Here is a 25053-nt window from a genome sequence, read left to right on the forward strand (position 1 = left end):
TGTATTAGAACGGTTTCCCTATATGGTAGGAATCTGCAATTTCTTGGGGTGTTAGGCATCTTTCACGAATGGTGAATTCATCAATTTTCCCTCTCAAGGTTCTGCTGGGTGATCCATGTGAGCGCCAGACTCCCATTTGACATTTGCCGAAGATGATTTCTGCGTAATGGTTGTGGTGGTTGAGTGCTAGTTGGTCATTAATGTAGTAGCTGAGGGTTTTGGTGTTGGAGTTGTAGGTTGTTGTGAGTTGTGTCCACTGTCCGGCGCTGACGCTGTTCCCACGCGAAGTGATTGCGTAGCCATGCGGTCCTCCTAGGCCCACCCTAAGGTTGCCATTGTTAGTGAGTTGCCAATGGTGGGCAGCAGGTTTCCACTCCGGAGAATTTAGGAGGGTGTTAAGTGCGTTAGGAAAGTGATCAATGCGCACCCAGAGTTGGAATGTGAATGAGGTTTGGTAGTTTGGTAATTCGAATTGTGCCCACTGGTCATCTTGATCGAATAAGAGTGCCGCATGATCTTGCCATCTGCCACTGACCCATGTGGGTGAGTGAAGTGTGGCTGCCGGAATTGAATTGCCTGCAGCATTCGGGAGATCGGTGGATTTAGCGGAGAAGTCGAAAAATGCGGTGAGTGATGGATCGCTTAAAGTTTTTTGTCTCGCTTCGATCCAGCGTTGTCTCGCTATGGTGTGTTTAGTGGGGTAGAGCGACTCATTTTGTTTGAGCTGTGTGACGGTGGAGCCATTTTTCCAGCGAGCAGCGTATCCGTCCTGAGCTAAGGTTGGGGTGTCGTGTTGTTCTGAGTGGATTTCAACTTCGCCGGTGAAGACATGGACATCAGTCTCTTGGTTTTGCGAGACGGTGACTCCAAATTCAGTACCGAGGTCACGAATTTTGGTGTCGGGGGTGTTGATTATAAATCCATAACCACGTTCGCCCACGTGGGCGCGCATACTACCTTCATGTAAGATGACCTTCATGTTATCGATGATTTCGAAGCGAGTGGGAGCTTTGATCACGAGTTCTACATCTGATGAGAATGTTAGCTGAGCGAGGCCAGATTTGAGTTCATAGGTGCCTTGTTGGAACTCAGATCCAATGCTGGCATTTGGGGCCAAGTTCCAACTGGTGTTAGGTGCGGCATCACTGAATTTGGCAATCCAATCATCCTCAGTTTGAGGTTGATTCTGGGTGATGATGGGTGGGCTTGAATTACCTGGTTGCTCGGATGATTGGTGGAGCATGGTGGTTGAGAAGCCGATGAGAGCAACTGCGGCAGCGCCCATGCTGAACCATGTGATGTGGTGGATGATATTTCCTTTTTTCGTGAGTGACTTTTTTAAAGGCATTGTGGGCTCAGGGCCGATGAAGTTCTCGATTTCGAGGACTTTAAGTTCTTCTCTGAGGAGTTCCTCATCGAAGAGGTAGGCAGAAAATTCAGCTCTCAGGTTAGGGTGCTTGCGGAGAATCTCATTTAGTTGAGATCTGGCGTCTATGGTGTCTGAATGGTAGAGGGTGATGAGGTCGTCTATTGAATATTCTTTCATCTTATGGGAGGGGTGAGTGTTTTAGCTTTTTAGTGATGCAGCGATTGAGTTGTTTTCGCACTCTCAATAACAAGCTTTTGATGCTATCTTCTGAACGTGATGCGCCATTTGCAATTTCGGCGATTGAGTGGTTGAAAGCGTATCTGGCTGATAGAATTTGCTGATGATCTTTCTTCAGCGAGGTGAGGCATGAACGTAGTGCGAGTACGCGTTCGGATGTGGACTCTGCGTGTGTGCTGGATTCGTATGTGAGCATTTCGAGGACATCTTCATCGAAGAGTAATTTGCTTCTGGAGCGGTCTCTGTAGAATGCGAGAATCTCGTAGTGAGCGACACGAAGAGCCCATGGTAGAAAGGGGGTGTTAGGGTCCCACTGTTCAGCTTTTTTCCAGAGCACGATATTGGTCTTTTGGATGACATCGTCACTATCTAGGTAGTGACCGATTGAGGAACGCACATAGGCCTTAATAGCAAGCTGATGTTGCGTTAAGGACTCAATGAATGCGTTGCTAGTGTTGGGGATTTCCATCTCTAGTGATTTTCTTGGGTTACGTAGATCTGGATGTTTTTAAGGTGAAGGTACTCAGGGGTGTCTTTGTTTAGTTCTATTTTAATATATCTAGCATATTGTTGCACTTTGATTTTCCAATCTGAAGTGATGCGATTAGTCGATTGGTATACTGACTTCCAATGTGTTCCGTCTATGGAGGTGGATACTTTAATTTGGTTAGCGCGCTCCATTAGGTCGGTTCGGTTATTGAGGTTGATTCTGGTGATTTTTTTATTCGCACCCAGATCGAGCATGACCCATGGTCTGAGTTCTTGATTTGTGTGGATGGTGTAGGTGTGTGGCCCTTGATAATTGGGGTTGAGGAAGTGCTCTTCAATAGTGCGATCGATGTTGTGCCAACGCGAACTGAGAGATAAATCAATGTGACCAAGGTAGAGTTGGTCGTTGTGGCTTGTGTGGTTTTCGCCGGTGTTAATATGGCAATTTGGCAATGATTTAATGAGTTTTTTGACAGACGTGTTGCTTAAGTTTGTGTTCCAGAGGAATAGTTTTTTGAGTTGCTGCATACTTGCCAATGCATCGACCGACTGGTCACTAATCTCTGTGGAGTGAAGCACGAGGGTGGTGATACCTTTGTGTTGTTGGAGTGTTTCGATGAAGTCATCAGAGATTGAGGTGGCTGCAACTGTGAGTTTTTCTAGGTTTGGGAACTTAAGTATGTTAGTTGCAGCTGTGTTTGATATGGATGTTCCGTTAAGGTCGAGCTCAACGAGTTGACTCGAAAATGGGCTCAGTGCTTGGAGATCTTTATCGTGATAGTTTGTGCGTATTGATGCGGCAGAGAATCTGAGGGTGGATGCTCCCTTTTGAGTCCAGTCTAAGGTGTGTGGGTATTTGGTAAGAAATTGATTATAAACTTCGGGGGAGATAGTTGGTTGTTTGGTTTCTTGAGTTGCCTCGTTAGGAGTTTTCTTAGGTGTTACAAAAGATGCAAAGTAGCTCTCTAGCTTTGATGGGATTTGTGTTTGGCTAAGCTTGGTGTTCTCTTTGGCGCCTGAGTCGATCCACCATTCAAGCACTGCTAACTCTTGGCTGGTAACTTGAGGTTTGCCTTCTGGTGGCATGTGGTAGTCGTCCTTAAGCGGTAAGTGGATGGTGGTTACTAGTGGGCTGCTAGAGGCGTCACCAGGTATGAGTGCTGTGTCGGATTCGCCACCTTCAATCATGAATGCGATAGAGTCTAAGCGGAGTGCCCCTTTTTGTTTATCAGCTCCATGGCATTTATAGCATTTCTGTTCTAGGATCGGCACTACGATGTCGGTGTATACGACTGGGTCAGTTGTTAGGGTTGGGGTAGAGACGTGTGGGGGTGTGTTCACTAGCCATGGAGCCTTGGCGAGTGGGTCACCATGCACGGATTCCCCTCCGATATGTGCAGCAGAGGTCATGATTACGAGAGTTCCGAATAGGCAGGCTCTGTAGGGGAGTGGTGAGCGGACGGTTTGGTAGATCCACGGGAGCCATATTGCGCATGAGGAAAAGATGAGTCCCTGCCATAAGTGATTTCTCATGGATTCGCCTGACCACTGACCTGTCTGAAACCAGAGGAAGCCAAAAAGTGAGGCTATGACGGCCACGACAGCATTTAGCTGGAGCGGAATGGTCATCGGAACTTGTGCTTGTCTTGATATGAGTTGCCAAGCCTCCAGTAGAATGATGAGTGTGAGGAATCCAATCGGCAAATGGAGTATCAGTGGGTGGAAGGAGCCCAGGAAGTCACACCACTGATGTAATAGGCTATCCGCTGTGGCAGGCTCAGGGAAGAATACTGGAAGGCTGAGGAGTAGAATAGAGGTGAGGCTTAGAGCGCTGAACCAGAACCATTTATTTTTCAACATAGTAGAGTCTGAGTTATGCTAGAATTTCATTTACGACATGCCCATGGACGTCAGTGAGTCGGAAGTTGCGCCCTTGGAATTTGAAAGTGAGCTTCTCGTGATCAACTCCCATCAGGTGCATCATTGTCGCCTGGAGGTCGTGTACATGTACCGCGTGCTTGCTGTAATGGTGCTTATCGCCAATTACGGGGTTTCCGTCTGGGTCCACGATGTTGTAACCAAGTTTGTCAGTCTGCCCATGCGTGATACCGGGTTTTACGCCTCCTCCGGCCATCCATATTGGGAAACAGCGAGGGTGATGGTCGCGCCCGTAAGTGGTTTTTGTGAGCTTTCCTTGGGAGTATGAGGTGCGCCCAAATTCGCCACCCCACACGACGAGGGTATCATCTAACATCCCTCGTTGCTTGAGATCTTTAACTAATGCTGCAGAGGCTTGATCAGTATCACGGCATTGGCCTGGGAGTTGTTTTGGGAGGGTGAAATGTTGGTCCCAGCCCATGTGGTAGAGCTGGGTGAACTGCACTCCGCGTTCTGCGAGTCGGCGGGCCATGAGGCAGTTGTATGCGTATGAGCCTCTTTGGGTGACATCCGGACCATACATTTCGAGTACATGTTTTGGCTCATCCGAGATATCTGAGAGTTCGGGAACAGAGGTTTGCATTCGATAGGCGAGCTCATATTGTTGGATGCGAGCATATATTTCGGGGTCTCCGAACTCGTCTAATTTGTTTTGGTTAAGGTGTGCGACGTGGTCGAGCATTTTGCGTCTTGCTTGCTTACTCATGCCTTTTGGGTCTCTGAGGTAGAGGACTGGGTCTCCAATGGACATGAATTTAACGCCAGCATGTTCTGTGGGTAAAAAGCCACTTCCCCATAGTCGGTCGTAGAGTGGTTGGCAGTTCGGGCGGCCAGACCCCCGCGACACCATGGCGACGAAGTTGGGTAAATCTTTGTTTGAGGTGCCGAGTCCGTATGAAAGCCATGCACCCATGCTTGGTCGCCCGGCAATCTGAGAGCCGGTTTGAAAAAATGTGACGGCTGGGTCGTGGTTGATCGCCTCAGTGTACATATTTCTAACAATGCAAATGTCATCGGCGATTTGGGCGGTGTAGGGGAGTAGTTCGCTAATCTCGGCTCCGCTCTGCCCGTATCTATCAAAATTATAGTGTGTTCCAGCGATTGGGAATGATGCTTGATTGGCAGTCATTCCTGTGACGCGTTGCGTCATTTCAATGTGATCACGTAAATCTTCGCCATTGTGTTTTTGAAGGTAGGGTTTGTGGTCAAAAAGATCTTGAGGCGAGGGGCCGCCGCTCTGAAATAAGTAGATGATGCGTTTCGCTTTGGGTGCAAGGTCGGTGAGGCCATTGGCAAGCTTGGGTGAGGAATCGGCGCTGAGAAAATCTTTCCCGATTAGGGAGCCGAGGGCGAGCCCGCCAATTCCTTTTGCCATCGTGCCAAAGAAGTGACGACGCGTTTGCAGCATTCTGTTTTCATCAATTGGATTGTGGAAGTTCATCAAGTTTTAGGTGTTAGAGTTATTCAATATTGAGCATCTCATCGGTATTCATGACGATGTGAGCGACAGCGGTCAGTGCTGCTAATTCGGCAGCGGGGTAGTTCGAGATGGGTTTTGAGTTGCCGATATTGATAAAGGCTTCAGCTTCTTGTGGGTGATTGGTGTAGTAATTGATGAAGTGTTGGTGAGCGTTTTGGAGGATGGTCTGGGTTTTGGTGTTGGCTATGTAGCCGATAGCCTTCTGATAGATTGACTCGGCGTGTTTATGTTTGCTGATGCTTTGATCTGTGATGACGGACTCAGCGAGCAGGCGTGCCGCCTCGAGGAAGGTTTCGTCATTCATTAAAACGAGGGCTTGAAGGGGGGTGTTCGTGCGATTGACTGTAACACTGCAGAGCTCTCTGCTTGCAGCATCGAATAGGAGTTGGCGCGGTGGGTTGACCGCTCGCTTCCAGTACGTATAAAGGCTTCGGCGGTAGAGGTCTTGGCCTTTGGATGCTTTATAGAAGATGTTTTTATTGTGAGCAACGCTGTTCCAAAGCCCATGCGGTTGGTAGGGTTTTACAGATGGTCCGCCGAGTTTTTCATGGAGTGCATTTGAAGCGAAAAGGGCCTGATCCCGGATGGTGTAACCTGAGAGCCTGAAGCGGGGGCCGCGGGCTAACCATTTATTATCACGATCTTGTTCTAACAGATTAGGTGTAGTTTTTGAGCTTTGTCCGTAGGTGGCACTGAGGGTGATGAGTTTATGGATGTGTTTAAGGTTCCACCCACTTTCGCGGAATTCTACAGCGAGCCAGTCTAGTAGTTTTGGATGGGATGGGTAGGCTGCCTGGGAGCCAAAGTCTTCAGGGGTGCTACAGAGGCCATTGCCAAAATGGTGTATCCACATACGATTCACGATGACGCGGGCGGTGATCGGGTTGTGTTCGGACATCATCCATTGTGCGAGTTCGAGTCGATTTTTGGGAGCTGGATGGTTACCAAGAAGGATCTTGGGGACTGTATTGGTGAGTGATTCGGACTTATCAGGTGAATCGTATTGGCCTCTCTCAAGCAAATAGGTGCTTCTTGGTTTTGCCGCTTCCTTGGAGACCATGAGTTTCGCCTGCGGGATGTCTGGGTGAAGTTCCGGGAAGAGGGATGCTGAAGTGAGGATGGGTTTTGACTGAGTGCCACGCGTGACTGGTTTTTCCTCGAGATTGTTAAAATAGCCTGAAAAGGCAAAGAATTCCTTTTGTGAGAGTGGGTCGTATTTATGATCGTGGCAGCGTGCGCAGCTCATGGTGAGTGCGAAGTAGGTGGTTCCGACGGTGTCGACTCGGTCTAGGGTGTTTTCGACTCTGAATTCTTCTGCGAGTGCTCCACCCTCGGCATTTTGTCGATGATTTCTATTATATGCGGTAGCGACTAATTGTTCGTGTGTCGGGTTGGTTAGCATGTCACCAGCGATTTGCTCTATGGTGAATTGGTCAAAACCCTTATTCTCGTTGAACGACTTAATGACGTAGTCGCGCCATGGCCAATTCTCGCGTGGGTGATCATTCTGAAAGCCATCCGTGTCTGCATAGCGTGCTGCTTCCATCCAAGCTACGGCCATGTGCTCACCGTATCTCGGTGATGCTAAAAGACGATCGACAGCTTTTTCTTTAGCTGTAGCGGATGAGTCGGATATAAAGCTGGAGAGTTCCTGAGGAGTGGGCTGCACACCGGTGAGTGAGAGGGTGACTCGGCGTAGCCACACTTCTGGTTTGGCTGGAGGAGAAGGTGTGAGCTTGTGTTGGTGGTGTTTTTCGGCGACATAGCTATCGATCGTGTTTTTCACCCAGTTCGTGGTGTTTTGGTCACGTGTGGGAGCGGGGGGTGTTTTTTTGGGGTGTGTGAATGCCCAGTGGTCTTCATATTTGGCGCCTTGCGCAACCCAAGCTTTGAGGATGTGCTTTTGTGTTTCTGATAGCTTATGGATCGAGTCTGCAGGCGGCATCAGGTAGTCCTCATCTGATTCAAAGATGAGTTTTATGATTTCGCTTTTTTCAGGATCACCAGGGGTGATGCCAAATTTACCTTTGCTTTGAGTGAGTTCGGCGGTGGCGTCTTGAAAGGTGTGAATGGCAAAACCGGCTTCTTGTTTGTTTTTGTCTGGGCCGTGGCAGTGGAAGCAGGTGTCACTTAGGATAGGTCGAACGTGTTCGTTGAAGCTAATTTCACCAAGAGCGGCGAATTGATTGGCAACGGAGTCCGTGGAAGTTGTTTCTGGCTTTTGCTCAGGAGGTGATGCTTCATGAGCTGTGACGGTTGGTTTGTTGCAGCTGGAAAGTAGGAGGGATGTTGCTGAGAAGAGTGCGAGTAAAGATGTCGGTGTATGTGCGTCCACACTAAGAGACTCCTCAGTAAGTGTGATTGGTGTCATTTAATTTTCACTTATTCTTGGTGGGTGGTTCAGCGAGTGGAGCTAGGGAAAGGTGATTTGGTTATTCCGCATTACATGCATTGTGTTAAGTTATTGATGGGTGTGGTTGATGGGAGATCTAGGGTTTTGCTTCGTTTGGCTTGAATTTGTGGCTTGTGTGGACACTTAGGCTTGCGTGCGCTTGGCATGAGATTTATTGGGAGTCATGCCAGTGCGATTGCTGGTGCAACCCAGACTCATTGACTAGCCGTGCCACTTGACGACATCCGCGAAAAGATTGACGAGATTGATTTTCAGCTCATTACGATTCTAAAGGAACGCGCATCAGCTGCGTCTGATGATTTGGCGCATCGTTCTGTAGATGATGCGACGCGTGCAAAGCTCATTGGTTTCAGTGATGGTCGTCTGCCTGAGGAATCTATTTTTTATATCTACCGTGAAATTGTCGGTGCTGGTTTAGCGCTTGTGGATGAAGCGCAGCTGAGACGTTTCGTGGAGTTGCTTAATGAGCGTGCTGATTGTGTTCACGTAGTTGGCGAAATTAAGAAAAAAGAAGGATTGCAGATTTATGCGCCTGAGCGCGAAGAGTCATTGTTACGCAAGCTTTCGTCCATGAGTGACGGTGTGATTGAGGAAAAGTCCATTCGTGCGATTTATCGTGAGATCATGTCTGCGGCCTTGGCTTTAGAGGATGATTTAAAAATTGCCTATTTAGGGCCTGAAGGCACTTGGACGCATCAAGCTGCGATCAGCAAGTTTGGCCACAGTGTGACCTATTTACCTCAGGCAAACTTTGCGGATGTGTTTGATTGTGTGGATCGCAAGGAAGCGAGTTATGGTGTGGTGCCTATTGAGAATTCTACAGAAGGAGCTGTTTCTCACACATTGGATTTATTTGTTGAGTCCCCCTTGAAGATTTGTGCTCAGATTTTGATGCGCATTGAAAATGGGCTCATGGCGAGCATTGATAAAAGCGAGATCAAAACCTTGTATTCACACCCGCAAGTCTTCGGGCAATGTCGCAATTGGATACTTGAGAACATGCCTCATGCTGATTTGGTGGAGGTGTCTTCGACGACAAAGGCTGCTAACATAGCCAAGGATAAAGCCAATGAAGGTGCGGCGGCTATGGGTGGTCCATTGGCTGCTGAAATGTATGGGCTCAAGATGTTAGAGTCAGGAGTTCAGGATAACTCAAACAACACGACTCGGTTTCTGGTGATTGGTCAGAAGACGTGTCCCCCTACTGGTGACGACCGCACTTCCCTGCTCTTCGCAATCAAAGATCAACCAGGATCACTGGTGAAAGCGTTAAAGACCTTTGAGGAGCAGGATATCAACATGTCAAAAATCGAGTCTCGCCCCTCGAAGCAACGGGTGTGGGAGTACTATTTTTATGTCGATATCTCTGCGCATGCTGAGAGTGATAACGTGATAAGAGCTTTAGAAAACCTTCAAGATCATTGTTCAATGATTAAAATTTTGGGCAGCTACCAAGAAATTAAACACTCAAACAAAACGAACTAACGAAATGCATTCCTTCGAATATAAAAACGGTTCACTATTCTGTGAAGATGTAGACTTACAGCAAATTGCTGAGGAGTATGGAACTCCGAGTTACGTGTATAGCGCAGCCACCTTGCGTGATAATTACACACGCTTGGACGAGGCGCTCACTGAGCTCGATCACGGGATTGAATATGCGGTGAAGGCAAATTCTAACCTCTCAGTCTTGAAGTTGTTGGCCGACTTGGGATCTGGTTTTGACATCGTCTCTGGTGGTGAATTGAAGCGAGTGATTGCCGCTGGTGGTGATCCAGCGAAGTGCACTTTTGCTGGTGTGGGTAAAACTCGCGACGAGATTGTATACGCGATTGAGCAAGGGATTTATTGTTTCAACGCGGAATCTGAAGCTGAGGTCGCCTTTATTGACAAGGTGGCTGGTGAGCTTGGGAAGAAAGCTCCAGTGGCAATTCGTGTGAACCCCAATGTGGATGCTAAGACGCACAAGTACATCTCTACAGGCAAGTCTGAGAACAAATTTGGTGTAGATTTTGAATTTATTGAAGCGGCGTACGAGCGCGCATCAAAACTTGAGAATATCACTTTGCGTGGTCTCCAGATGCATATTGGATCTCAACTTACTGACGTGAAGCCATTTATTGAGGCAGCTGAGAAGGTGGCTCCTTTGGCAGCGCGTTTGAAGGAGTTGTACGGAATTGAATTTTTCTCCATTGGTGGAGGTGTTGGGATTGTATACTCCCCTGCCCTTGCATCAGGATCTACTGAGTGGTGGGAAAGCCACACTGAAGAGGCTCGGCCGCTGACGCCTGAGCGTTATGCTGTAGGTGTGGTTCCTTTCCTGAAGGATCTAGGTCTCAAGATTTTAGTTGAGCCAGGCCGCTACATTGCTGGCAATGCTGGTGTGATGTTGACTGAGTGTCTTTATGAGAAAAAAGGCACCGCCAAGACATTCAAGGTGGTTGATGCGGGTATGAATGATTTGATTCGTCCAGCGCTTTATGAAGGTCACCATGAGATTGTGCCTGTAAAAGAGCCCACTAAGCAAACGCCACACATCACGATGGATGTGGTTGGGCCTATTTGTGAGACTGGTGATTTCTTCTGCCAGAACCGCGATTTACCTGACTTTGCGGAGGGTGAATTCATCGCTCTTCTTAGCTCAGGTGCCTACGGTTTTGTGATGGCTTCTAACTACAATACTCGTGGTTTACCAGCAGAGATCTTGGTGGATGGCGACTCAGCTCGTGTCATCCGTCCACGTCAATCTGTGGATGCTATCTTAGAGTCTGAAATTGCTAACCTTTAGTTGTTAGCTTAAGGAAAACCCCAGGAATCAGAGATGCCCAAGGGAGGGCTTTGAGGGTCTCAGTAAGTGCTTCTTCCTCTCTGAGTCTGGGTAAAACTCTTAATTTTTCGATGCGGCTCGCCATGTGGTGGGCCGCATCTCTTTCTACTCTTAAGCTCCACCAGAGTAGGCAGGAAGTGATGCCCAGGCTCAAGGTGAGTGAGGCGATCATGATGATGCCGGGCAGTTTTCCGATAAGAAATGAGAATGCGACTATCAGGAGAGTGAAAAGTGGTAGGAGGTAGCCGGTCTTAATTGTTTTCAACCTCCAATCAATAGCTTCTTGGTGCTCTTGATAGAGAAGTGTGTAGCTAAGTGTTAGGCAAGCGCGGGCGTGGTGTATCGAGCTTTTGCTATTACGGTATTGTTGCGGCAGCTCAATGGTGTGTTGGTTCACGCGTGGCCATGTTTGTCTTTTGACGTAGTGGATTGAGATGTTTGTTCTATCCATTACTGAAAGGATTTTATTCAGTAACGTGTCAACATCGCAGCTGAGCTTGGAGGGCTGGGTTAGAGCTTTGAGTCCAAAGAGGTTGGCGCAAATGCAGGCTCCAACAAATGGAGCGAGTGCGAGTAGGATAACAAGTTTCCACATAATGAGAATGCAGGTGTTAGCTGCGACTACTCATTGCTGCTTGGGAATGGATCTTTTGTAAAGCGTCTATGTTGGTCTAAGAGCTCTGAATACATGCTGTAGGAGCGGTCGAGGCTCGTAGGGGTGAGTCCGAGGCCATTACTAATGGAATCGAGCGCGGCTTGGCTGTTCTTCATGGCTTTTTTGCGATCCCCCTTGGCGAAATAGGTTTCAGCGAGAGTGTCGATGTAAGCTGGTTGGTTTGGGCGCAATTTAACAGCATTGCGCGCATGTGTGAGTGAGGCGTCAAGTCGCCTCACCGCGCGTGAGCCTAACCAGGCTGCTGTATTCTTGGCGTTATGGTCGTTCGGGTAAGCATGTATTTCTTTTTCTACATGTCTCCATGAGGCTTCAAACCATTGATCTGCTTCATCTTGAAGTGGGGTTTTAAGCAAAGCTGGGAAGAAATCATCCGCGAGTGTGCCGTCGCCAATTAGGCTATCATGGGCTGAGCCGAGTATTTCAGTCGCATCAGCTACCTTCCCCTGCTCCATGAGTGACATGCCGTAAGTGAAGTTTGCTGTAAATCCGGAGCGCAGTGTGAGGTAGGAGCTCACGGGGCGCATGCTAGGTTCCGTGAAGATGGCGATTTCCGCAAGCTTGAGGGCGTTGGCGAGCTTCCATTGCTGGGAGCGCATTGCGTAGTGGGATTGGTTATTAATGTAATTGAGTGTGTAGAAGAAATCCCACTCAGATGGGCTGAGGCTTAGCAATGTGTTCAGCCAGAGAGCGTGTGCTTCCTGTCGGTATCCGAATTCATGCATGACACCGGCGACGGCATTAACGAGCTTTGTTGTACCCAGTGTGCGGACGAGGGATTTTTCTAGCACGCGTTCAGCCTCATCACTTTTGCCGAGCTTGCGCAATGCCATGGCATAACGAGCCAGTCTTGTGGGTGAGTTTTTGTAGGCGCTAGGGACGAGATCGTAGGAGTTAATGATCTCTTGGTAGTTGAATTGAGCTTCTGCGGCCTGACGGTATTTTTCGTCGAAGTTTTTACGTTCCGCGTATTCCACATCTTTGCAGAGCTCTTTATAAAATCTAAGGGCGCTTGTTGAATCGCTTCGCACTTCAGCGGCAAATGCGAGGATTTCTGTGGCTGATCGCAGAGTCGTGCCGCCGATTCGCTCAGCATCATCATAAATTGCTTGTTGGAGTTTGAGGTGTGGGAACTCGGCCTTTTTGGCGCCTGCGGTACCCATGAGGCTGAGGAAGCGAAAGAGTTGGTCTTCGCTGTTTGCGTCTGGGTAGAGTTTATCGATAGCTTTCCAGAGGTCTGCGGTCTCTTGAACGTCACCGAAGAGGTGGTTGCAGAGCAGTCGATAATGTTCGTCTTCGTTTCCCCGTTCAACGAGTGTGCTCACCATGCTGTCCTGAGCGCCATTGAGGTAAAGAAGTTCTAGAATATTGAACCATCGGTCGTCCCCATCTTTTTCGAGTGCAGCTAGCAGTGGGTTGAGTACTTGCATGGCGCGCGCGACTTCCCCACGTTCTAGATAGAAAGTGGCAATTAGCTCGATGGAGCTTTCATTTTCCTCAAGTAGTGCGAGGTCGCCGTCGAGTTCACGTTTGATCTCTTTGCTGAGCCACTTTTCGAAGGCCTCAGCATCTTTGCTTGGGTCTGGGGCACCATAGAGGGCAAATTCTTTGTCAGAGTATTCTTGGGAAGCGAAGTATTTGATGGCCTCTTCTTTGTCGTATTTAGCAATAATTTTTTCACCGATATCGCGGAAGCCGAAGAACATAGCATTGCGAGCGATGTATTCAGCATCACTGCCGTCGCTTGCTTCTTCATCGAGTTGCTCGGCGAGTTTTTCGATGACATCACGGGCTTCTTGCTGGTCGCGCTTTTGGAAATGCCGCGTGAGGGTGTCGAGGATGATGCGTTGGCTGGCGTCATTACTCTCTTTCTTGAAGTGTTCAAGAATGGGTGACGCGTTCCCTTCAAGCAGAGCGATAGTTGCAAGTGTGGGTTTGAGTTGTTCTTGTTGGGCGAACTGCTTGAGGGCTGGGAGATCCCCTTTTGCCTTCAGGAGGATAAGTTTCCAATCAGTGGCTTCGGGTGATTTAGGGTCAATGCTGAGCAGTTCTTTGTCGATTCCGCCTGTGTGTAGGAGTAAGTGCGCTAACGCGCGCATATTGAATGTTTCATGCGGTGCAATTCTCAGCAAGGCGATGGCATCATCGATGTTGTCTTCAGCGAGGGCTTCATGTGCTGCCGCGAGGGCGACGCTGCGCAGCTTGCGGTTGCGGCTAATCTCCGCTTTCATCGCATCATTTTCTTCCCAGTGAAGGAGGTAGAGGACTTGTTTGCGAGCTTTCAGTTCTATGAGGGTATCAATGGCTTTGAGTTTACCTTGGGTCGTGCTGGCAGCTCGGTAGGCGTCGATGGCCTTGATGACATTCTTGTCGGTAGTAGGAAGTACGCCCGATTCGATATTTCTAATAAGGATTTCAGCGCGCTTTGAGCGTTCAGGGTCATCGGAGCGGAAGGCGAATTTTAGCAGTGGTAGACCTTCTTCGCCGAGCTCCCAGAGCTGTTTGGTGGCTTCCTCGCGTTTGGTGTATGATGGGTCACTCAATTGTTGCAATAGTCCATACTGCGGGTGGAGCTTGAGGGGGTTATCCGAGTTGTTCGCACTGGATGTCTTCAGCTCAGTAGAGTTGGTGTTGCCCTTTGGTTGAGGCGCATTTTCGCCAATTGCGTAGGATTGGGAGTATGATAAGAGGCTTAGGAGGGCTATGGTGGAGAGTGGTTTCATAGAAAAGCTGCTTTTCATAACTAGCGCATCCAAGCCGGGGATTCAAACTACAAGTTTCTGACAATAAAAAAGGCCGCCATCTCGTGGCGACCTCTTTGTGAGTCTATGCTCGATAAAGTGCGTACTATTCTTCCGATTTCTTAGCGGCTTTTTTCGCAGCTTTTTTCGCTGTCTTCTTAGCTGCAGTTTTTTTAGCGGCTTTTTTCGCAGTCTTTTTAGCTGCAGTTTTCTTGGTGGCCTTTTTAGCTGCTTTTTTGGCAGCTTTTTTAGCTACTGGCTTTTCTTCTTCGCTCGGGGTGGATTTTTTAGCTACGGAAGTAGCTGGTGCAGCATTGGCTGCAGCCTTTTTGCGACGAAGGTATTGCTTACGACGGCGACGTTTGATGATTTTATTACTTTGTTGTCCCATAATAGTGCCATATACTTAAGCTTTCTAAATCTCTTCTATCAAGAGGAAAATGCATGTAGAATCTTTGCTCAAGTGTTGACCGTAGCCCTTGATGTCGTTAGCTCTGGGCTCGCATGCCGATAGATGGAATTGAGAAGTCTATGGCTAGTTTGGATTAACTTACTGAAACACAACACGACATCATGGCTGGACTGATCATCAAACCACGCTCACGCGTCTTCCACGGGCACGATTGGGTCTATGCATCTGAAATTCAGAAAACTTTTGGAAATCCAGAGCCTGGCGATGTGATTTCTCTGAAAGATTTTCGTGATCGTCCCCTTGGGACGGCGATATACAACCCGCAATCACAGATTGTGGCACGTCGTATATCGCGTCGGAAGCAGAAGTTGGATCAAGAATTTTTTGAGAGACGCATTCAGCAAGCGATTGACTTGCGTGAGCGCTCTGAGGGGATTGATATTCGTTTATGCCGGGTAGTGTGGAGTGAATCTGACGCTCTCCCTGGTGTAATTGTGGACCGCTATGGCGATCATCTCGTACTACAGACATTGACGTTGGCAATGCATCAGAGGCGCGACTTGATAGTTTCAGCGCTCTTGAAGTTGCTTGAGCCTGAGACCATTATTTTGCGCAACGACTCCCCCATGTTGAAGGCTGAGGGTATCGAGAATGAGATTGTTTTGCTCCACGGTGAGAATCCAGGAGCATTCACGGTGGATGCTAATGGGGTGCTCTTTGAGGTTGATTTGCTAGATGGACAGAAGACTGGTCTCTATCTGGATCAACTTGATGCGCATGCGGCTATTGCGAAGCTTGCTAAGGGTAAGAAGGTGTTGGATGTGTTTTGTAACCAGGGTGGTTTTGCATTGGCTTGCGCCAAAGCTGGTGCTGCCAGCGTGACTGCTGTGGACGTGTCTGAGTCGGCGATAGAGGCTACGAAGAGGAATGCTGAGCTCAATGGAGTTGAGATCGAAGCGATCAAGCACAATGCCTTCGACTTTTTAAAGCATCATGAGGAAAGCTATGACCTCATCATTTTAGACCCACCCTCTTTTACTAGGAACAAGAAGACGCTGAATGATGCCATGCGTGGCTACAAAGAGATCCACCTACGTGGCTTGAAGTTGCTGAACCGGGACGGGATCCTCTCAACCTATTGTTGTTCTCACCACGCGACGCGCGAGTTATTTTTGCAAAATGTGGTGCAAGCCTCGGTAGATGCGAAGCGCACATTGCGATTGATTCAAAACCACGGTCAACGTCTCGACCATCCAGTGTTGCCTGGGATTCCTGAGACGGAATACCTGAAGGGATTCACCTTTGAGTTAGCCCCGAGCCGTTAGGTAGTACATTTTCCAAAGAAACCAATCGAGAGATGCCCGCAGATTACCACACCCATACTCCCCTGTGTATGCATGCTGAGGGGGAACCTGAGCAATTCATTGATGCTGCAATAGCGGCTGGTGTCACTGAGTACGGAATTGCGGACCACGCCCCCACTGGCTTGGAGGTCTTTGATGATTGGCGGATGTTGTATTCTCAGTTGCCTGACTATTTCGCGTGGGTAGAGCGCGCCAAGGCTCACGCTGGTGACCGTCTCCCCATTCGCGTGGGGATGGAATGCGATTGGTTGCCCGGCTGTGAGGAATGGATTGAGCAACTGCGTGGCAGTTATGCTTGGGATTATCTTATTGGTTCTGTGCACTACATCAATGATGGTGCAGCCTGGGATTTTGATAACCCAAAATGGGTGGGCTCTAAGTGGGCCGAATCAGACGTTGAGGATGTGTGGGTGAGGTATTGGCAAGCATACATTGCTATGGCTGACAGTGGGCTGTTTGATATTTTTGGGCACCCTGATTTGATCAAAAAGTTTGGACACCGGCCTGAGGGTGATCTGAGGCGATTCTATGAGCCGGCAGTGGATGCGATAGCGACATCAGGTGCTGTTATCGAGCTCAATACAGCGGGTTGGCATAAACCGTGTGCAGAACAATACCCTCACAGTGACTTTCTGGAGCTGGCACGTGACGGAGGTATCGATCTCGTGATTTCGTCAGATGCCCACCACCCTAGCGAGGTTGCTCGCGATTTTGAGCGAGCTAAGGAGGTGGCGCGTGCAGCAGGCTATCAAGAGACGGTGCTACTTCATCAAGGCAAGCGCCGTTACGAAGAGCTTTAGTGGTGGCCAAGCTGTAACCCCTGATGGGGTTGACGCTCACTTACCACCCACTCTGAACTTGCCATTCCTCAACGAGGTTTTGGTCAAAGTCCTCGAAGAAGCGCGATGGGGTTTGCATGATTTCGCCCGTGTAACTTCTGGGGTTCATCATTGGATAGGTGAGGTATAGCTCATCTTTGGCGCGCGTGAGGGCGACATAAAAAAGCCGGCGTTCTTCTTCGAATTGGTCAGCGTCCTCGGTTTCTAGAATCCGCTGATTCGGGAACATGCCGTCAGCGAGCCAGACGAGGAATACGACCTTCCACTCGAGACCTTTTGCTTGGTGAATTGTGCTAAGGGTGACTGCATCTTCAATCTTTTCCTGTTTCGTGTTCGCTTTCGGATCTCCATCCGCTGAGCTCATCAGTGAAAGTTGGGAGAGGAACTCGTTGATGTCGGTGTAGCCTTGCGCGTATTGCATAAGCTGTTGGACATCTTGTTTGCGTTGTTCGTAGTTATCGAAACTTTCACGCATATAATCGTCATACACACCCTCTGTGATGCTGAAGATCATTTCTGAGGGAGCTTGGAAACCTTCTCTGGTGACGAGTTCGTCGAGTGTGAAGCAAAGTTGCTCCCAATGATGGGCGGCCTTTTTAGGCACCTTGAATGTGTTGAGGTATTCTGAGAATGAGAGAGGTGGGTCCTCGTGTTGGCTGACTGGGCAAGCTATCCATGCTTTCCAGAGATTGTCAGCGCTCTTGGGGCCGATACCTGGAAGCATGCCCGCAATGCGCTTAAACGAGACTTCATCCTTCCGATTGACGACGAATCGAATGAATGCGGAGACGTCTTTGATGTGTGCCTGCTCAAAGAAGCGCAGGCCTGAGGTAATCTGAAATGGGATGTCACGGGTGGTGAGCTCCATTTGGATTTCCATGCTTTGGTAGTGGGCACGGTAGAGGACGGCGATTTCGTTCAAGTCCACACCTTCCCCAATCAGGTCTTCAATACGCTGGGTGACAAAGTCTGCCTGAGCACGTGGGTCGCTGAGTGGGATGACGGCTGGGATCATAGCCCCCTTCTCTCTGGCAGCACGCAAGTCTTTGGGGATTTGGCTTTCGTTTGCTTTGATTGCTGCATTTGAGAGTTCTAAAATCTCAGGTCGCGAGCGATAATTTGTCTCAATTTTGTAGACTGCAGCATCTGGGTAGCGGGCGTGAAAGCTAAGGATGTTATTCATGTCGGCACCCCGCCACGAGTAGATAGACTGAGCGTCATCCCCTACTACCATGAGGCTGTTATTTGCTCCGACTAGGGCGTCGATAAGTTCGCACTGGATAGTGTTAGTGTCTTGGTATTCGTCCACGAGGACGTAGCGAAACTTTCTCTGATAGAGATCTCGCAAGTCATCATCTTTGCTTAGGAGTTTCAAGGTGAGGATTAAGAGGTCATCAAAATCCATGCTGTTGGAATCAAGCTTCTTTGCTGTATAGGCGCGATGGAGCCGTTTGATTTCATCATGCCATTCTTCAAAGTAAGGATAGGAAACATCAATGATGTCGCGAATCGATGTCTTGGTATTCTCTGAGAGGCTGAAGATGGAGAGTAGGACGTCGGGCTTGGGGAATCGCCTATTTTTGGTGTCGATTTTTGCCTCGGCAATGAGCGCCTTGAGGATCGACTTCTGATCATCTGTGTCGAGGATGGAGAAATTGCGGGTGAAGCCGAGTTCGTCGGCATGGCGGCGCAGAATGCGATTGCACACCGAGTGGAAGGTGCCTCCCCATAGATCCGAAGTGTCTTGCGGAATGAGCTCTCTGACACGTTCCAGCATTTCGCGTGACGCTTTATTGGTGAAGGTGAGTAAAAGAATGTTTTTGGCAGCGACCCCTTGATCAAGGAGGTATGCGACGCGATATGTGAGGGTGCGCGTCTTCCCGCTGCCAGCACCAGCGATGACGAGAGCATGTCCGGGCTTTGAGGTGACTGCCGCGTGTTGTTGCTCGTTTAGTTCGGCACGGTAGTCGATGCCTGAGCTGGAGCCGCCGTTTTGTTTCGGTCTGAGTTGGTATTCGCGCGCCATGGGATTTCTACTCTGCAGCTTGCTTGATGAACTTCAAGTACTTGGAGTGCTCGTCTTCGAAAAGCTCTTTACCCTCAAGCTTGAATGCTTGAGTGAGGAGTTCGTTGGCGAGTGTCTCCTCGCCGAGTTCGAGTGCGCATTGGCCACGTCTGAGGCAGAGGTAGGCGTTTTGCGAAGCCTCTTCATCGAGCTCAAAGACGGTGTTGAGGTGGGTCAATCCTTGCTGGTACTCCTCTTGTTCAAAGTGGTTATCAGCGATGTTTGAGATGAGCCAGATGTAGGCTTTCCAATCTTTTTTTGGCTCAGGCAGCAATTCAAAGACCTTGTAGAGGTCACGGTTTGAGGCGTGGAAGCGTTCTTCTTCTTGGGCTTCGAGTGCTTTATTGCAGAGGGTAATAACCTCTTGCTTCAGTGATGGTTCAAGATCTTTCATTCGGGTCATCAGGTGATTGGAATGCAGTACGGGATGTGAAGACAACTTCAGACATTGGATGGCCAACGATTTCCTGGCAGCAGAGGGTGACCGCTTGACGGGTAGTGTCGAGCTCCGAAACATCGACCTTATCCTTCGGACGGATATGAGAAACGCAAAAGTACCCCCTCCCCAGCTTTGTCATGTTGAAATCGATCAATTCAAAACGATCTGGATCGATAGTCTGGTGTATGGCGTCACGAGTTTTTTGGGCAAGTTCGGGATCGGTAGCCTTCCCTTGGATTTCTGCCATACTCTTACGAAATAAGGAAGCTGGGGTGCCTAACATCGTCGAACAGAGGATGAGGACAAGGATGGAATCTGCAATGGGGATTATGCCTTCCAAGAAGGTGCCACTGAGAAGAGTGACTGCTAGAAGCGCTCCCCCTGCCCCAGCACTCATGAAGCCGTCAACAATAGCGGCTGACTTTTCTGTCTGCAGGATGTTGCTTTGTTTTTGTGTTTTAAGCCAGTTGCGATGGTGAGTGGCGGCGAGGCCAAAGCAAATTGCTACCATGAGGATTGAGTATGTGATGATAGGTCCTAAAACGATCTTGGGCACTTCACCTCCAGAGAGGTAGTGGAAAATCTTGTCGAGGGCTCCAAAGCAGGCAAAGAGTAGAATACCCATTAGCACTAGGCTGCGGAAGAGAACATAGAGTGACTCGTTGGCATAGTATCCGTATGGAAATTCAGGATTTGGCATTTGCTGTACGTTCTTGGCCACCTTCATCGCCACGAGGGCCGATGCAAAGTTTACAAGGGAATAAAGGCCGTCGATCAAAAGGGCGTCAGAATTCGACAGGTAGGATGCCGTGACACCTGCAATCCCCATGAAGATATTGCCAATCATTGCCCATTTGAGAGATGCTTCCTCGTGTTGTGAATTCTCCGACATGGGTGTTAGAGTAGAGTATCTTTCTAGAAAAGGAGAGATGAATTTTTAGCTACCAAGCGTGTCACCTTTTTTGAGTTGACCGCTTTTGAGGAATTCCTCAGCCGTCATCCGGCGCTTCCCTTCAGGCTGCAGTTCTGTAATGTGCAATCCATTTTCACCGCAACCAATAGTGAGACCTCCGTCGGTTTTAAGAATTTTTCCTGGAGTGGATTGGGTGCCAGAGATGTGAGTGGCAGGTGGGAAGATTTTAAGTCGTTTTGTGCGTCCTTTTGAGTCGGTATAGGTGGTTGATGTGCCTGGCCATGGATGGTAGGCGCGGATTTGTCTTTCGAGTTGATCGGCGCTTTGTGACCAATCGAGTTCACCGTGTGAACGGAGGAGTTTGGGAGCGTAGTTTGCGAGCGCGTCATCTTGTGGGGTGCGTGTTGCGGTGCCGTTGAAGAGTTGCTCAAGTGCAAGCAAGAGGCATTCGGGTCCATCTTCGGCGAGGCGATCGTGGAGTTGCCCACCCGTGATGTCTGAAGGTAAGCTGAAGGGGTTATTGAGAATGATGTCGCCTTCATCGAGCCCTTCAGTGACATGCATGACGGTCATGCCAGAATGAGTATCCCCCTGTTCGATAGCGGCCTGGATGCAGGATGCACCGCGATGTTTGGGAAGGAGGCTTGCGTGAAGGTTGATGATAGCGACTTTGGGGATCTCCAGCAGCGCTTTGGGAAGAATTTGACCATATGCCATCACGACGATCACGTCTGGGTTGAGGTCACGAATGAGCTGGAGTTCTTCAGGGGCTTTGACGCGAGGTGGTTGGAGTACAGGGATGTTGGATTCCTCGGCAATCGTCTTCACCTTCGGTGGAGTCAGGATTTGTTTTCTTCCAACGGGTTTATCTGGCTGAGTGATGAGTGCGACGGTATTAAAGCGTGGGTCATTAATCAGCGCTAGGAATGATGGGATGGCGATATCCCCTGTTGCCATGAAGGCGATACGTTTGCTGGACATAGAAAAAGTGGTTGTGAGAGGATGCTTTGCAGAGCTTATAGATCAATGCGCTAGCTTCCAAAAGTACGGTATGAGGGAAAACTAAAAAAGAGCTGCCGGAGCAGCTCTTTCAACGAAATTTGGATTAGGTGCTTAGATTGAGACCTTATCCATCTCCTCATAGATTGGGAGAGTGATGATCTTGCTGATGATATCGTGCATGACTTTGATGGGTTGCTGTGTCGCATCGATGTCAGTGCGGATTTCATCTGGGTAGAACTCGAGGATCGGCTTGGTTTCTGCTTCGTAGGTGCGAATTCTGTCTTCAATGACGGAATCGGATGCATCATCCATGCGATTTTCGCGCAGGGCACGCTTGCGCATACGGCGAGCCAACTCAGTGCGATCTGGGCATGAGAGGTGGAAGATGTGGTGCACGTCGATATACTCGCTGAGGATCTCCGCTTGCTTTACGTTGCGCGGGATTCCGTCGAGAATAAGGATGTCAGTATCGGGGAAGTAGACGTGGCTGTCTTTCCAGTTTTGGATTTGGGCTTCCCAGAGTTGGATGGTGAGTTCATCAGGCACGAGTTGGCCTTTGCTGGAGTATTCGACAAATTTTTTGCCGAGTTCAGTGCGAGTATCAAGGGATCGGAAGACGTCGCCGCAGGCGCAATGGAAGAAGCGTGGAACCATGCCCAGCGCTTTACCTTGAGTGCCTTTACCAGATCCTGGAGCACCGAGGATGAGGATTGCAGGGCGTTTTGTTTTGCTCTCAGTTGCCATAGGCGCGGCAGTGTAGTGATGAAGCCTCCTAGCGCAAGAGGAATTCTAGGAATCCTGCTCACTTATTGCTGGCGATGCCTGCGACGTATTCTTGGGCGGTTTGTAAGAATTCTTTGGCAATCGGTTTCATGCTGCCTTGATAAATGGCCCCGACTACTAATGGGTCAAAACCGTCGAGTGGGATAACGTCCACACCTTCAATGGGCTTCACTCCGGGGATGCCCACGCCGATACCCGCGCCAAACCCGCGACTGACGTAGCGTTGGATGATATCCAAGGCATTCACCTCCATTGATGCCTGCCATTGGATATTTTTCTCCCTGAGTCCAGATTGGAAGATTTGGCTCAAAGCTTCATTCTCTGGGAGCCCCACAAGTGGGAGTTTTGATTCGAGATGATCTCCGACATCTGAGGGTCGAATGAGTTGCTCAAGTGTGTTGATTTTACATGTGCTGGGGACCAATAGCACCAAAGGGATTGTCATGAGCTCACAGGAGCGTAGCCCCTCATCGAGCTTGCCGTGAAGCACGGTGAGGGCAATGTCGGCCTGCTGGGTGGTGAGTTGGGTGTGTAGCTCAGAGGGCTCTACTTCTTTGAGTGTGAGCTTTAGTTCAGGAATTTTCAGCTTAAGTTTCTCAAGGACGTAAGGAAGGTGGTTTCCCAGAACCGATGCTGAGGCTGTAATGCGAAGGTGTTTGCCGTCCTCCCCTCTCAAGCGCTCCTCGACATCTGGTAAGCCGGCAAAAAATGGATAGGCAAAGTCATAGAGCATCTCACCTGCTGGTGTGAGTGCAAAGGGACGTCTATTGAAAAGTTTAACACCTAGCTCTTCTTCTAGCTGGAGAATCTGTCCACTCACTGCAGGTTGTTGAATGCCATATGGCATTTTTCTAACTGCTGCTGTAATGCCTTCATATTTAGCAACGTAGTAGAAGAGCTCGAGGTGGTGGACGTTCATGATGTGAAGATAATGCAAATTCTAGCAGCTCTTACAGCTTTATCTTTGCCAGATCTCTAAGGCTTTGATAATGCTAAGAATTACTACTCTAACACAGGATGTTCATCCAGCATAAGAAACCAAAGTCACGCGGAGTGATCGTTTTTACAGCACTGTATTTGGCGTGCTTTTTGGCCTTTGCCATCATGACTGGTGGGTACTGTTTTCTTTGGTATTTTGGCGCACAGCTCCTTTTGACAATTGGTTTAGTGGTTGCTCATCGGAATGTGGGATATTCAAGGACGCTGCTGTGGGCGTTAAGTTTATGGGGTTTTTTGAATTTATTGGGGTTTGTCGATCTTGATTCACTGAGTGTGAATGTTCCGCGCTCCTCGAGCTGTGTAGGTGAGTTGTGGCTGCTTACCCCTAGCATAAACTTCTCCAACTTGGTGCATGTGTATGGTTTTGGAGTGGCTACATGGGTGAGTTGGCAGACTCTGTGTCAGTTGATCCATAGTCGATATCAAAGGCGTCTTATGCCAAGCTTTGGCTTGTTAGTTTTAGTGATGAGCTCAGCTGTAGGATATGGAGCGTTGAATGAATTGGTTGAGTTTTATATTCAATTATGGTTCCTCCAAGGAGCAGCTGGTAGTTACGGCGCTATCTGTTGGGATATGTCCGCAGTCTGTTTGGGGGCTTTGCTAGCAGCAATTTCTATCAAGCTAAGAAATCTCTAAGATACAAACCACATGGCTAAGGGCTACGATCAACATCAGGAACGACTCCAAGCGTTATCGCTATTGGGTAAAGAACTAGCCCGGAGGGCGAAATCAAAATGTGAACTCAGTGGTCGCGCAGGTGTTTCACTTCGCCCCTATGAAGTGGAGCCTGCTCCGAAAGAGTCGAGCCTCGGTCACTGTCTATTGATTGCTGATGAAGTGAGGGAGGTGCTTGAGCGTCCATCCAAGATGCAAGCGAGTGAATGGCGGGGGCAGCTTAGTGAGCTCATTTGGAGCGAGCTGCCGGCGCAGCAGGTAATGGTGTGCCGCATGTTGCAATATTTGGCGCTTGAGAACCCCTGGGCTCAAAATGTGATTGATGAGGCTTACCTTGATGAAGAGGTGTTGGAGTGGGCGAATCAGGCACCCTTGGGTAAGTGAGTCCCTCCCCTCTTCAGTTCTCTTCGTATTTAATCAGGTTTAGCAGCTCCTAACTTCTCTGTGAGCCACATAAGGGCGGCACCTGCGCAAATGATGAGAAGAGCAATTGCAAAGCTTGAGTCGAGATCGGGTATTTGTTTCGCATAGCGGAGTACCTTTTCCTCGCCATTTTTGACAATCACCTGCGCGGGAGTTTTCCACGGCCAGATAATGGCGAGTGATCCAGTGACGAAACCTGTGATTACGGCGACAGCATTGTCATGGTATCGCTTGAAGAGCCATGAGAGAAAGTGAGAGAGTGCGATAAGTCCGATGATTGCTCCGGCGCCGACGGGTAGAATGATTGGGAGGGATTCAGCAAGATTGCCTTCTCTCAATTTATTCACCGATTGGATCATGATGAGTTGATAATTTCCCATCAAGAGAAGAACGAAGGAGCCAGAAACACCTGGGATAATCATGCTGCACATTGCGACAACTCCGCAGAGCATGAGGTATAGGAGGTTTGTGTTTTCAGGGGCTTCTGGCGAGAATGCCATGCTGGCGGCAATTGCGAGCCCCACAGCCAATGAGATGTAACGTGAAGTTGACCAATGGCGGACCATTTTTCCCACCGAAGGGATGGATGCCAGAATGAGACCAAAAAAGAGTGAGGCGACATAGACTGGGTATTTATCGTATCCAATTTCAAACAATCGCGCCAATGTGAGAACGCTGCAGATGACGCCGGCACCCAGTGTCGCTAGGAAGAAAAAGTCAACATGTTGGATGAACTCTTTTACTTTGCCTGAGGTGAGGAGTTTGATGGCGGTGACATCAAAGGATTTGAGGGCGTTAATGAGCCGCTCGTAAATCCCTGTGATGAAGGCCACGGTGCCACCAGATACACCGGGGATGACATTGGCAGCTCCCATAGCAAACCCTTTAAAAAAGACTCCTACTAAATTCATTTTCTGCGACTTAAGTAAAAACAGCGCAACCTGATAGGGTGCGCTGTTCGTGTAAATAGTT

21 protein-coding genes are annotated in these 25053 nt (G+C 49.0%); 6 read left to right on the forward strand and 15 right to left on the reverse strand.

From position 1 onward, the window contains the following. Positions 1-4: 4 nt before the first annotated feature. From ACFSW8_RS04700 to ACFSW8_RS04720, 5 genes are read right to left on the reverse strand one after another with little or no spacing between them, the layout of a single operon-like run. Positions 5-1546, reverse strand: a complete 1542-nt coding sequence (locus ACFSW8_RS04700) for a LamG-like jellyroll fold domain-containing protein (RefSeq protein WP_377090350.1) — start codon at positions 1544-1546, stop codon at positions 5-7. Position 1547: 1 nt separating this feature from the next. After that, positions 1548-2075 carry a sigma-70 family RNA polymerase sigma factor gene (locus ACFSW8_RS04705; RefSeq protein ID WP_377090351.1) on the reverse strand — a complete coding sequence of 176 codons (528 nt, stop codon included), beginning with the start codon at positions 2073-2075 and terminating at the stop codon, positions 1548-1550. A 2-nt stretch (positions 2076-2077) separates the two neighbouring features. After that, positions 2078-3955: a c-type cytochrome domain-containing protein gene (locus tag ACFSW8_RS04710; RefSeq protein ID WP_377090352.1), complete on the reverse strand. Its 1878-nt coding sequence runs from the start codon at positions 3953-3955 to the stop codon at positions 2078-2080. 13 nt (positions 3956-3968) lie between these two features. Continuing rightward, entirely contained in the window at positions 3969-5441 is a 1473-nt protein-coding gene (locus ACFSW8_RS04715) for a DUF1501 domain-containing protein (protein WP_377177576.1), read from the reverse strand. Positions 5442-5493: 52 nt separating this feature from the next. Next, positions 5494-7884 carry a PSD1 and planctomycete cytochrome C domain-containing protein gene (locus ACFSW8_RS04720; protein ID WP_377177578.1) on the reverse strand — a complete coding sequence of 797 codons (2391 nt, stop codon included), beginning with the start codon at positions 7882-7884 and terminating at the stop codon, positions 5494-5496. 249 nt (positions 7885-8133) lie between these two features. Here ACFSW8_RS04720 and pheA point away from each other — a divergent pair, with 249 nt between their 5' ends. After that, complete coding sequence (pheA, locus tag ACFSW8_RS04725) at positions 8134-9411, forward strand: prephenate dehydratase (protein WP_377090355.1); 1278 nt, start codon at positions 8134-8136, stop codon at positions 9409-9411. A 4-nt stretch (positions 9412-9415) separates the two neighbouring features. Next, positions 9416-10714, forward strand: coding sequence for a diaminopimelate decarboxylase (gene lysA / locus ACFSW8_RS04730; protein ID WP_377090356.1), 1299 nt, complete (start codon positions 9416-9418; stop codon positions 10712-10714). Here lysA and ACFSW8_RS04735 read toward each other — a convergent pair. From ACFSW8_RS04735 to ACFSW8_RS04745, 3 genes are all read right to left on the reverse strand, one after another. After that, complete coding sequence (locus tag ACFSW8_RS04735) at positions 10704-11348, reverse strand: hypothetical protein (RefSeq protein ID WP_377090357.1); 645 nt, start codon at positions 11346-11348, stop codon at positions 10704-10706. The two genes, lysA and ACFSW8_RS04735, sit on opposite strands and share 11 nt — an antisense overlap. A 26-nt stretch (positions 11349-11374) precedes the next feature. Beyond that, entirely contained in the window at positions 11375-14149 is a 2775-nt protein-coding gene (locus ACFSW8_RS04740) for a tetratricopeptide repeat protein (protein ID WP_377090359.1), read from the reverse strand. A 124-nt stretch (positions 14150-14273) separates the two neighbouring features. After that, positions 14274-14558 (reverse strand): hypothetical protein, encoded by a 285-nt coding sequence (locus tag ACFSW8_RS04745; RefSeq protein ID WP_377090360.1) that lies wholly within the window; start codon positions 14556-14558, stop codon positions 14274-14276. Positions 14559-14740: 182 nt separating this feature from the next. Between ACFSW8_RS04745 and ACFSW8_RS04750 the strand changes: the two genes are divergently transcribed. Both ACFSW8_RS04750 and ACFSW8_RS04755 read left to right on the forward strand, forming a co-directional pair. Next, positions 14741-15904, forward strand: coding sequence for a class I SAM-dependent rRNA methyltransferase (locus tag ACFSW8_RS04750; RefSeq protein WP_377090361.1), 1164 nt, complete (start codon positions 14741-14743; stop codon positions 15902-15904). 32 nt (positions 15905-15936) lie between these two features. Further along, on the forward strand, positions 15937-16743 hold the full coding sequence (locus ACFSW8_RS04755; protein WP_377090362.1) for a histidinol-phosphatase: 807 nt from the start codon (positions 15937-15939) through the stop codon (positions 16741-16743). A gap of 40 nt (positions 16744-16783) precedes the next feature. Here the strand turns inward: ACFSW8_RS04755 and ACFSW8_RS04760 are convergent, their stop codons facing one another. The 6 genes from ACFSW8_RS04760 to ACFSW8_RS04785 form a co-directional block, all read right to left on the reverse strand. After that, positions 16784-18808, reverse strand: a complete 2025-nt coding sequence (locus ACFSW8_RS04760) for an ATP-dependent helicase (RefSeq protein WP_377090363.1) — start codon at positions 18806-18808, stop codon at positions 16784-16786. Positions 18809-18815: 7 nt separating this feature from the next. After that, positions 18816-19241: a hypothetical protein gene (locus ACFSW8_RS04765; RefSeq protein ID WP_377090364.1), complete on the reverse strand. Its 426-nt coding sequence runs from the start codon at positions 19239-19241 to the stop codon at positions 18816-18818. Continuing rightward, complete coding sequence (locus ACFSW8_RS04770) at positions 19228-20178, reverse strand: cation efflux transmembrane domain-containing protein (RefSeq protein ID WP_377090365.1); 951 nt, start codon at positions 20176-20178, stop codon at positions 19228-19230. Before ACFSW8_RS04770 ends, ACFSW8_RS04765 begins: the two co-directional genes overlap by 14 nt. 45 nt (positions 20179-20223) lie before the next feature. After that, a complete protein-coding gene (gene fmt, locus ACFSW8_RS04775) occupies positions 20224-21180 on the reverse strand; it encodes a methionyl-tRNA formyltransferase (RefSeq protein ID WP_377090366.1) in 957 nt (318 codons plus the stop codon). Between the two features lie 132 nt (positions 21181-21312). Next, entirely contained in the window at positions 21313-21945 is a 633-nt protein-coding gene (locus ACFSW8_RS04780) for an adenylate kinase family protein (RefSeq protein ID WP_377090367.1), read from the reverse strand. A 58-nt stretch (positions 21946-22003) separates the two neighbouring features. Further along, positions 22004-22903 (reverse strand): LysR family transcriptional regulator, encoded by a 900-nt coding sequence (locus ACFSW8_RS04785; protein ID WP_377177580.1) that lies wholly within the window; start codon positions 22901-22903, stop codon positions 22004-22006. A gap of 515 nt (positions 22904-23418) precedes the next feature. Between ACFSW8_RS04785 and ACFSW8_RS04790 the strand changes: the two genes are divergently transcribed. Together ACFSW8_RS04790 and ACFSW8_RS04795 are read left to right on the forward strand one after the other, a co-directional pair. Beyond that, entirely contained in the window at positions 23419-23619 is a 201-nt protein-coding gene (locus tag ACFSW8_RS04790; protein ID WP_377177582.1) for a hypothetical protein, read from the forward strand. A 12-nt stretch (positions 23620-23631) separates the two neighbouring features. After that, on the forward strand, positions 23632-24042 hold the full coding sequence (locus ACFSW8_RS04795; protein ID WP_377090371.1) for a phnA protein: 411 nt from the start codon (positions 23632-23634) through the stop codon (positions 24040-24042). Between the two features lie 29 nt (positions 24043-24071). Here ACFSW8_RS04795 and ACFSW8_RS04800 read toward each other — a convergent pair whose 3' ends face one another. Then, positions 24072-24992 carry a DUF368 domain-containing protein gene (locus tag ACFSW8_RS04800; RefSeq protein WP_377090372.1) on the reverse strand — a complete coding sequence of 307 codons (921 nt, stop codon included), beginning with the start codon at positions 24990-24992 and terminating at the stop codon, positions 24072-24074. Between the last annotated feature and the right edge of the window lie 61 nt (positions 24993-25053).

Source organism: Rubritalea tangerina, from assembly GCF_042683245.1.
GTDB classification, from domain to species: domain Bacteria; phylum Verrucomicrobiota; class Verrucomicrobiia; order Verrucomicrobiales; family Akkermansiaceae; genus Rubritalea; species Rubritalea tangerina.

Excerpts from the sequence above, each read along its gene's own strand:
- ACFSW8_RS04700 (WP_377090350.1), bottom strand. The coding sequence starts at position 1,546 with ATGAAAGAATATTCAATAGACGACCTCATCACCCTCTACCATTCAGAC.
- ACFSW8_RS04705 (WP_377090351.1), bottom strand. The coding sequence starts at position 2,075 with ATGGAAATCCCCAACACTAGCAACGCATTCATTGAGTCCTTAACGCAA.
- ACFSW8_RS04710 (WP_377090352.1), bottom strand. The coding sequence starts at position 3,955 with ATGTTGAAAAATAAATGGTTCTGGTTCAGCGCTCTAAGCCTCACCTCT.
- ACFSW8_RS04715 (WP_377177576.1), bottom strand. The coding sequence starts at position 5,441 with ATGCTGCAAACGCGTCGTCACTTCTTTGGCACGATGGCAAAAGGAATT.
- ACFSW8_RS04720 (WP_377177578.1), bottom strand. The coding sequence starts at position 7,884 with ATGACACCAATCACACTTACTGAGGAGTCTCTTAGTGTGGACGCACAT.
- lysA (WP_377090356.1), top strand. The coding sequence starts at position 9,416 with ATGCATTCCTTCGAATATAAAAACGGTTCACTATTCTGTGAAGATGTA.
- ACFSW8_RS04735 (WP_377090357.1), bottom strand. The coding sequence starts at position 11,348 with ATGTGGAAACTTGTTATCCTACTCGCACTCGCTCCATTTGTTGGAGCC.
- ACFSW8_RS04740 (WP_377090359.1), bottom strand. The coding sequence starts at position 14,149 with ATGAAACCACTCTCCACCATAGCCCTCCTAAGCCTCTTATCATACTCC.
- ACFSW8_RS04745 (WP_377090360.1), bottom strand. The coding sequence starts at position 14,558 with ATGGGACAACAAAGTAATAAAATCATCAAACGTCGCCGTCGTAAGCAA.
- ACFSW8_RS04750 (WP_377090361.1), top strand. The coding sequence starts at position 14,741 with ATGGCTGGACTGATCATCAAACCACGCTCACGCGTCTTCCACGGGCAC.
- ACFSW8_RS04755 (WP_377090362.1), top strand. The coding sequence starts at position 15,937 with ATGCCCGCAGATTACCACACCCATACTCCCCTGTGTATGCATGCTGAG.
- ACFSW8_RS04760 (WP_377090363.1), bottom strand. The coding sequence starts at position 18,808 with ATGGCGCGCGAATACCAACTCAGACCGAAACAAAACGGCGGCTCCAGC.
- ACFSW8_RS04765 (WP_377090364.1), bottom strand. The coding sequence starts at position 19,241 with ATGAAAGATCTTGAACCATCACTGAAGCAAGAGGTTATTACCCTCTGC.
- ACFSW8_RS04770 (WP_377090365.1), bottom strand. The coding sequence starts at position 20,178 with ATGTCGGAGAATTCACAACACGAGGAAGCATCTCTCAAATGGGCAATG.
- fmt (WP_377090366.1), bottom strand. The coding sequence starts at position 21,180 with ATGTCCAGCAAACGTATCGCCTTCATGGCAACAGGGGATATCGCCATC.
- ACFSW8_RS04780 (WP_377090367.1), bottom strand. The coding sequence starts at position 21,945 with ATGGCAACTGAGAGCAAAACAAAACGCCCTGCAATCCTCATCCTCGGT.
- ACFSW8_RS04785 (WP_377177580.1), bottom strand. The coding sequence starts at position 22,903 with ATGAACGTCCACCACCTCGAGCTCTTCTACTACGTTGCTAAATATGAA.
- ACFSW8_RS04790 (WP_377177582.1), top strand. The coding sequence starts at position 23,419 with ATGCCAAGCTTTGGCTTGTTAGTTTTAGTGATGAGCTCAGCTGTAGGA.
- ACFSW8_RS04795 (WP_377090371.1), top strand. The coding sequence starts at position 23,632 with ATGGCTAAGGGCTACGATCAACATCAGGAACGACTCCAAGCGTTATCG.
- ACFSW8_RS04800 (WP_377090372.1), bottom strand. The coding sequence starts at position 24,992 with ATGAATTTAGTAGGAGTCTTTTTTAAAGGGTTTGCTATGGGAGCTGCC.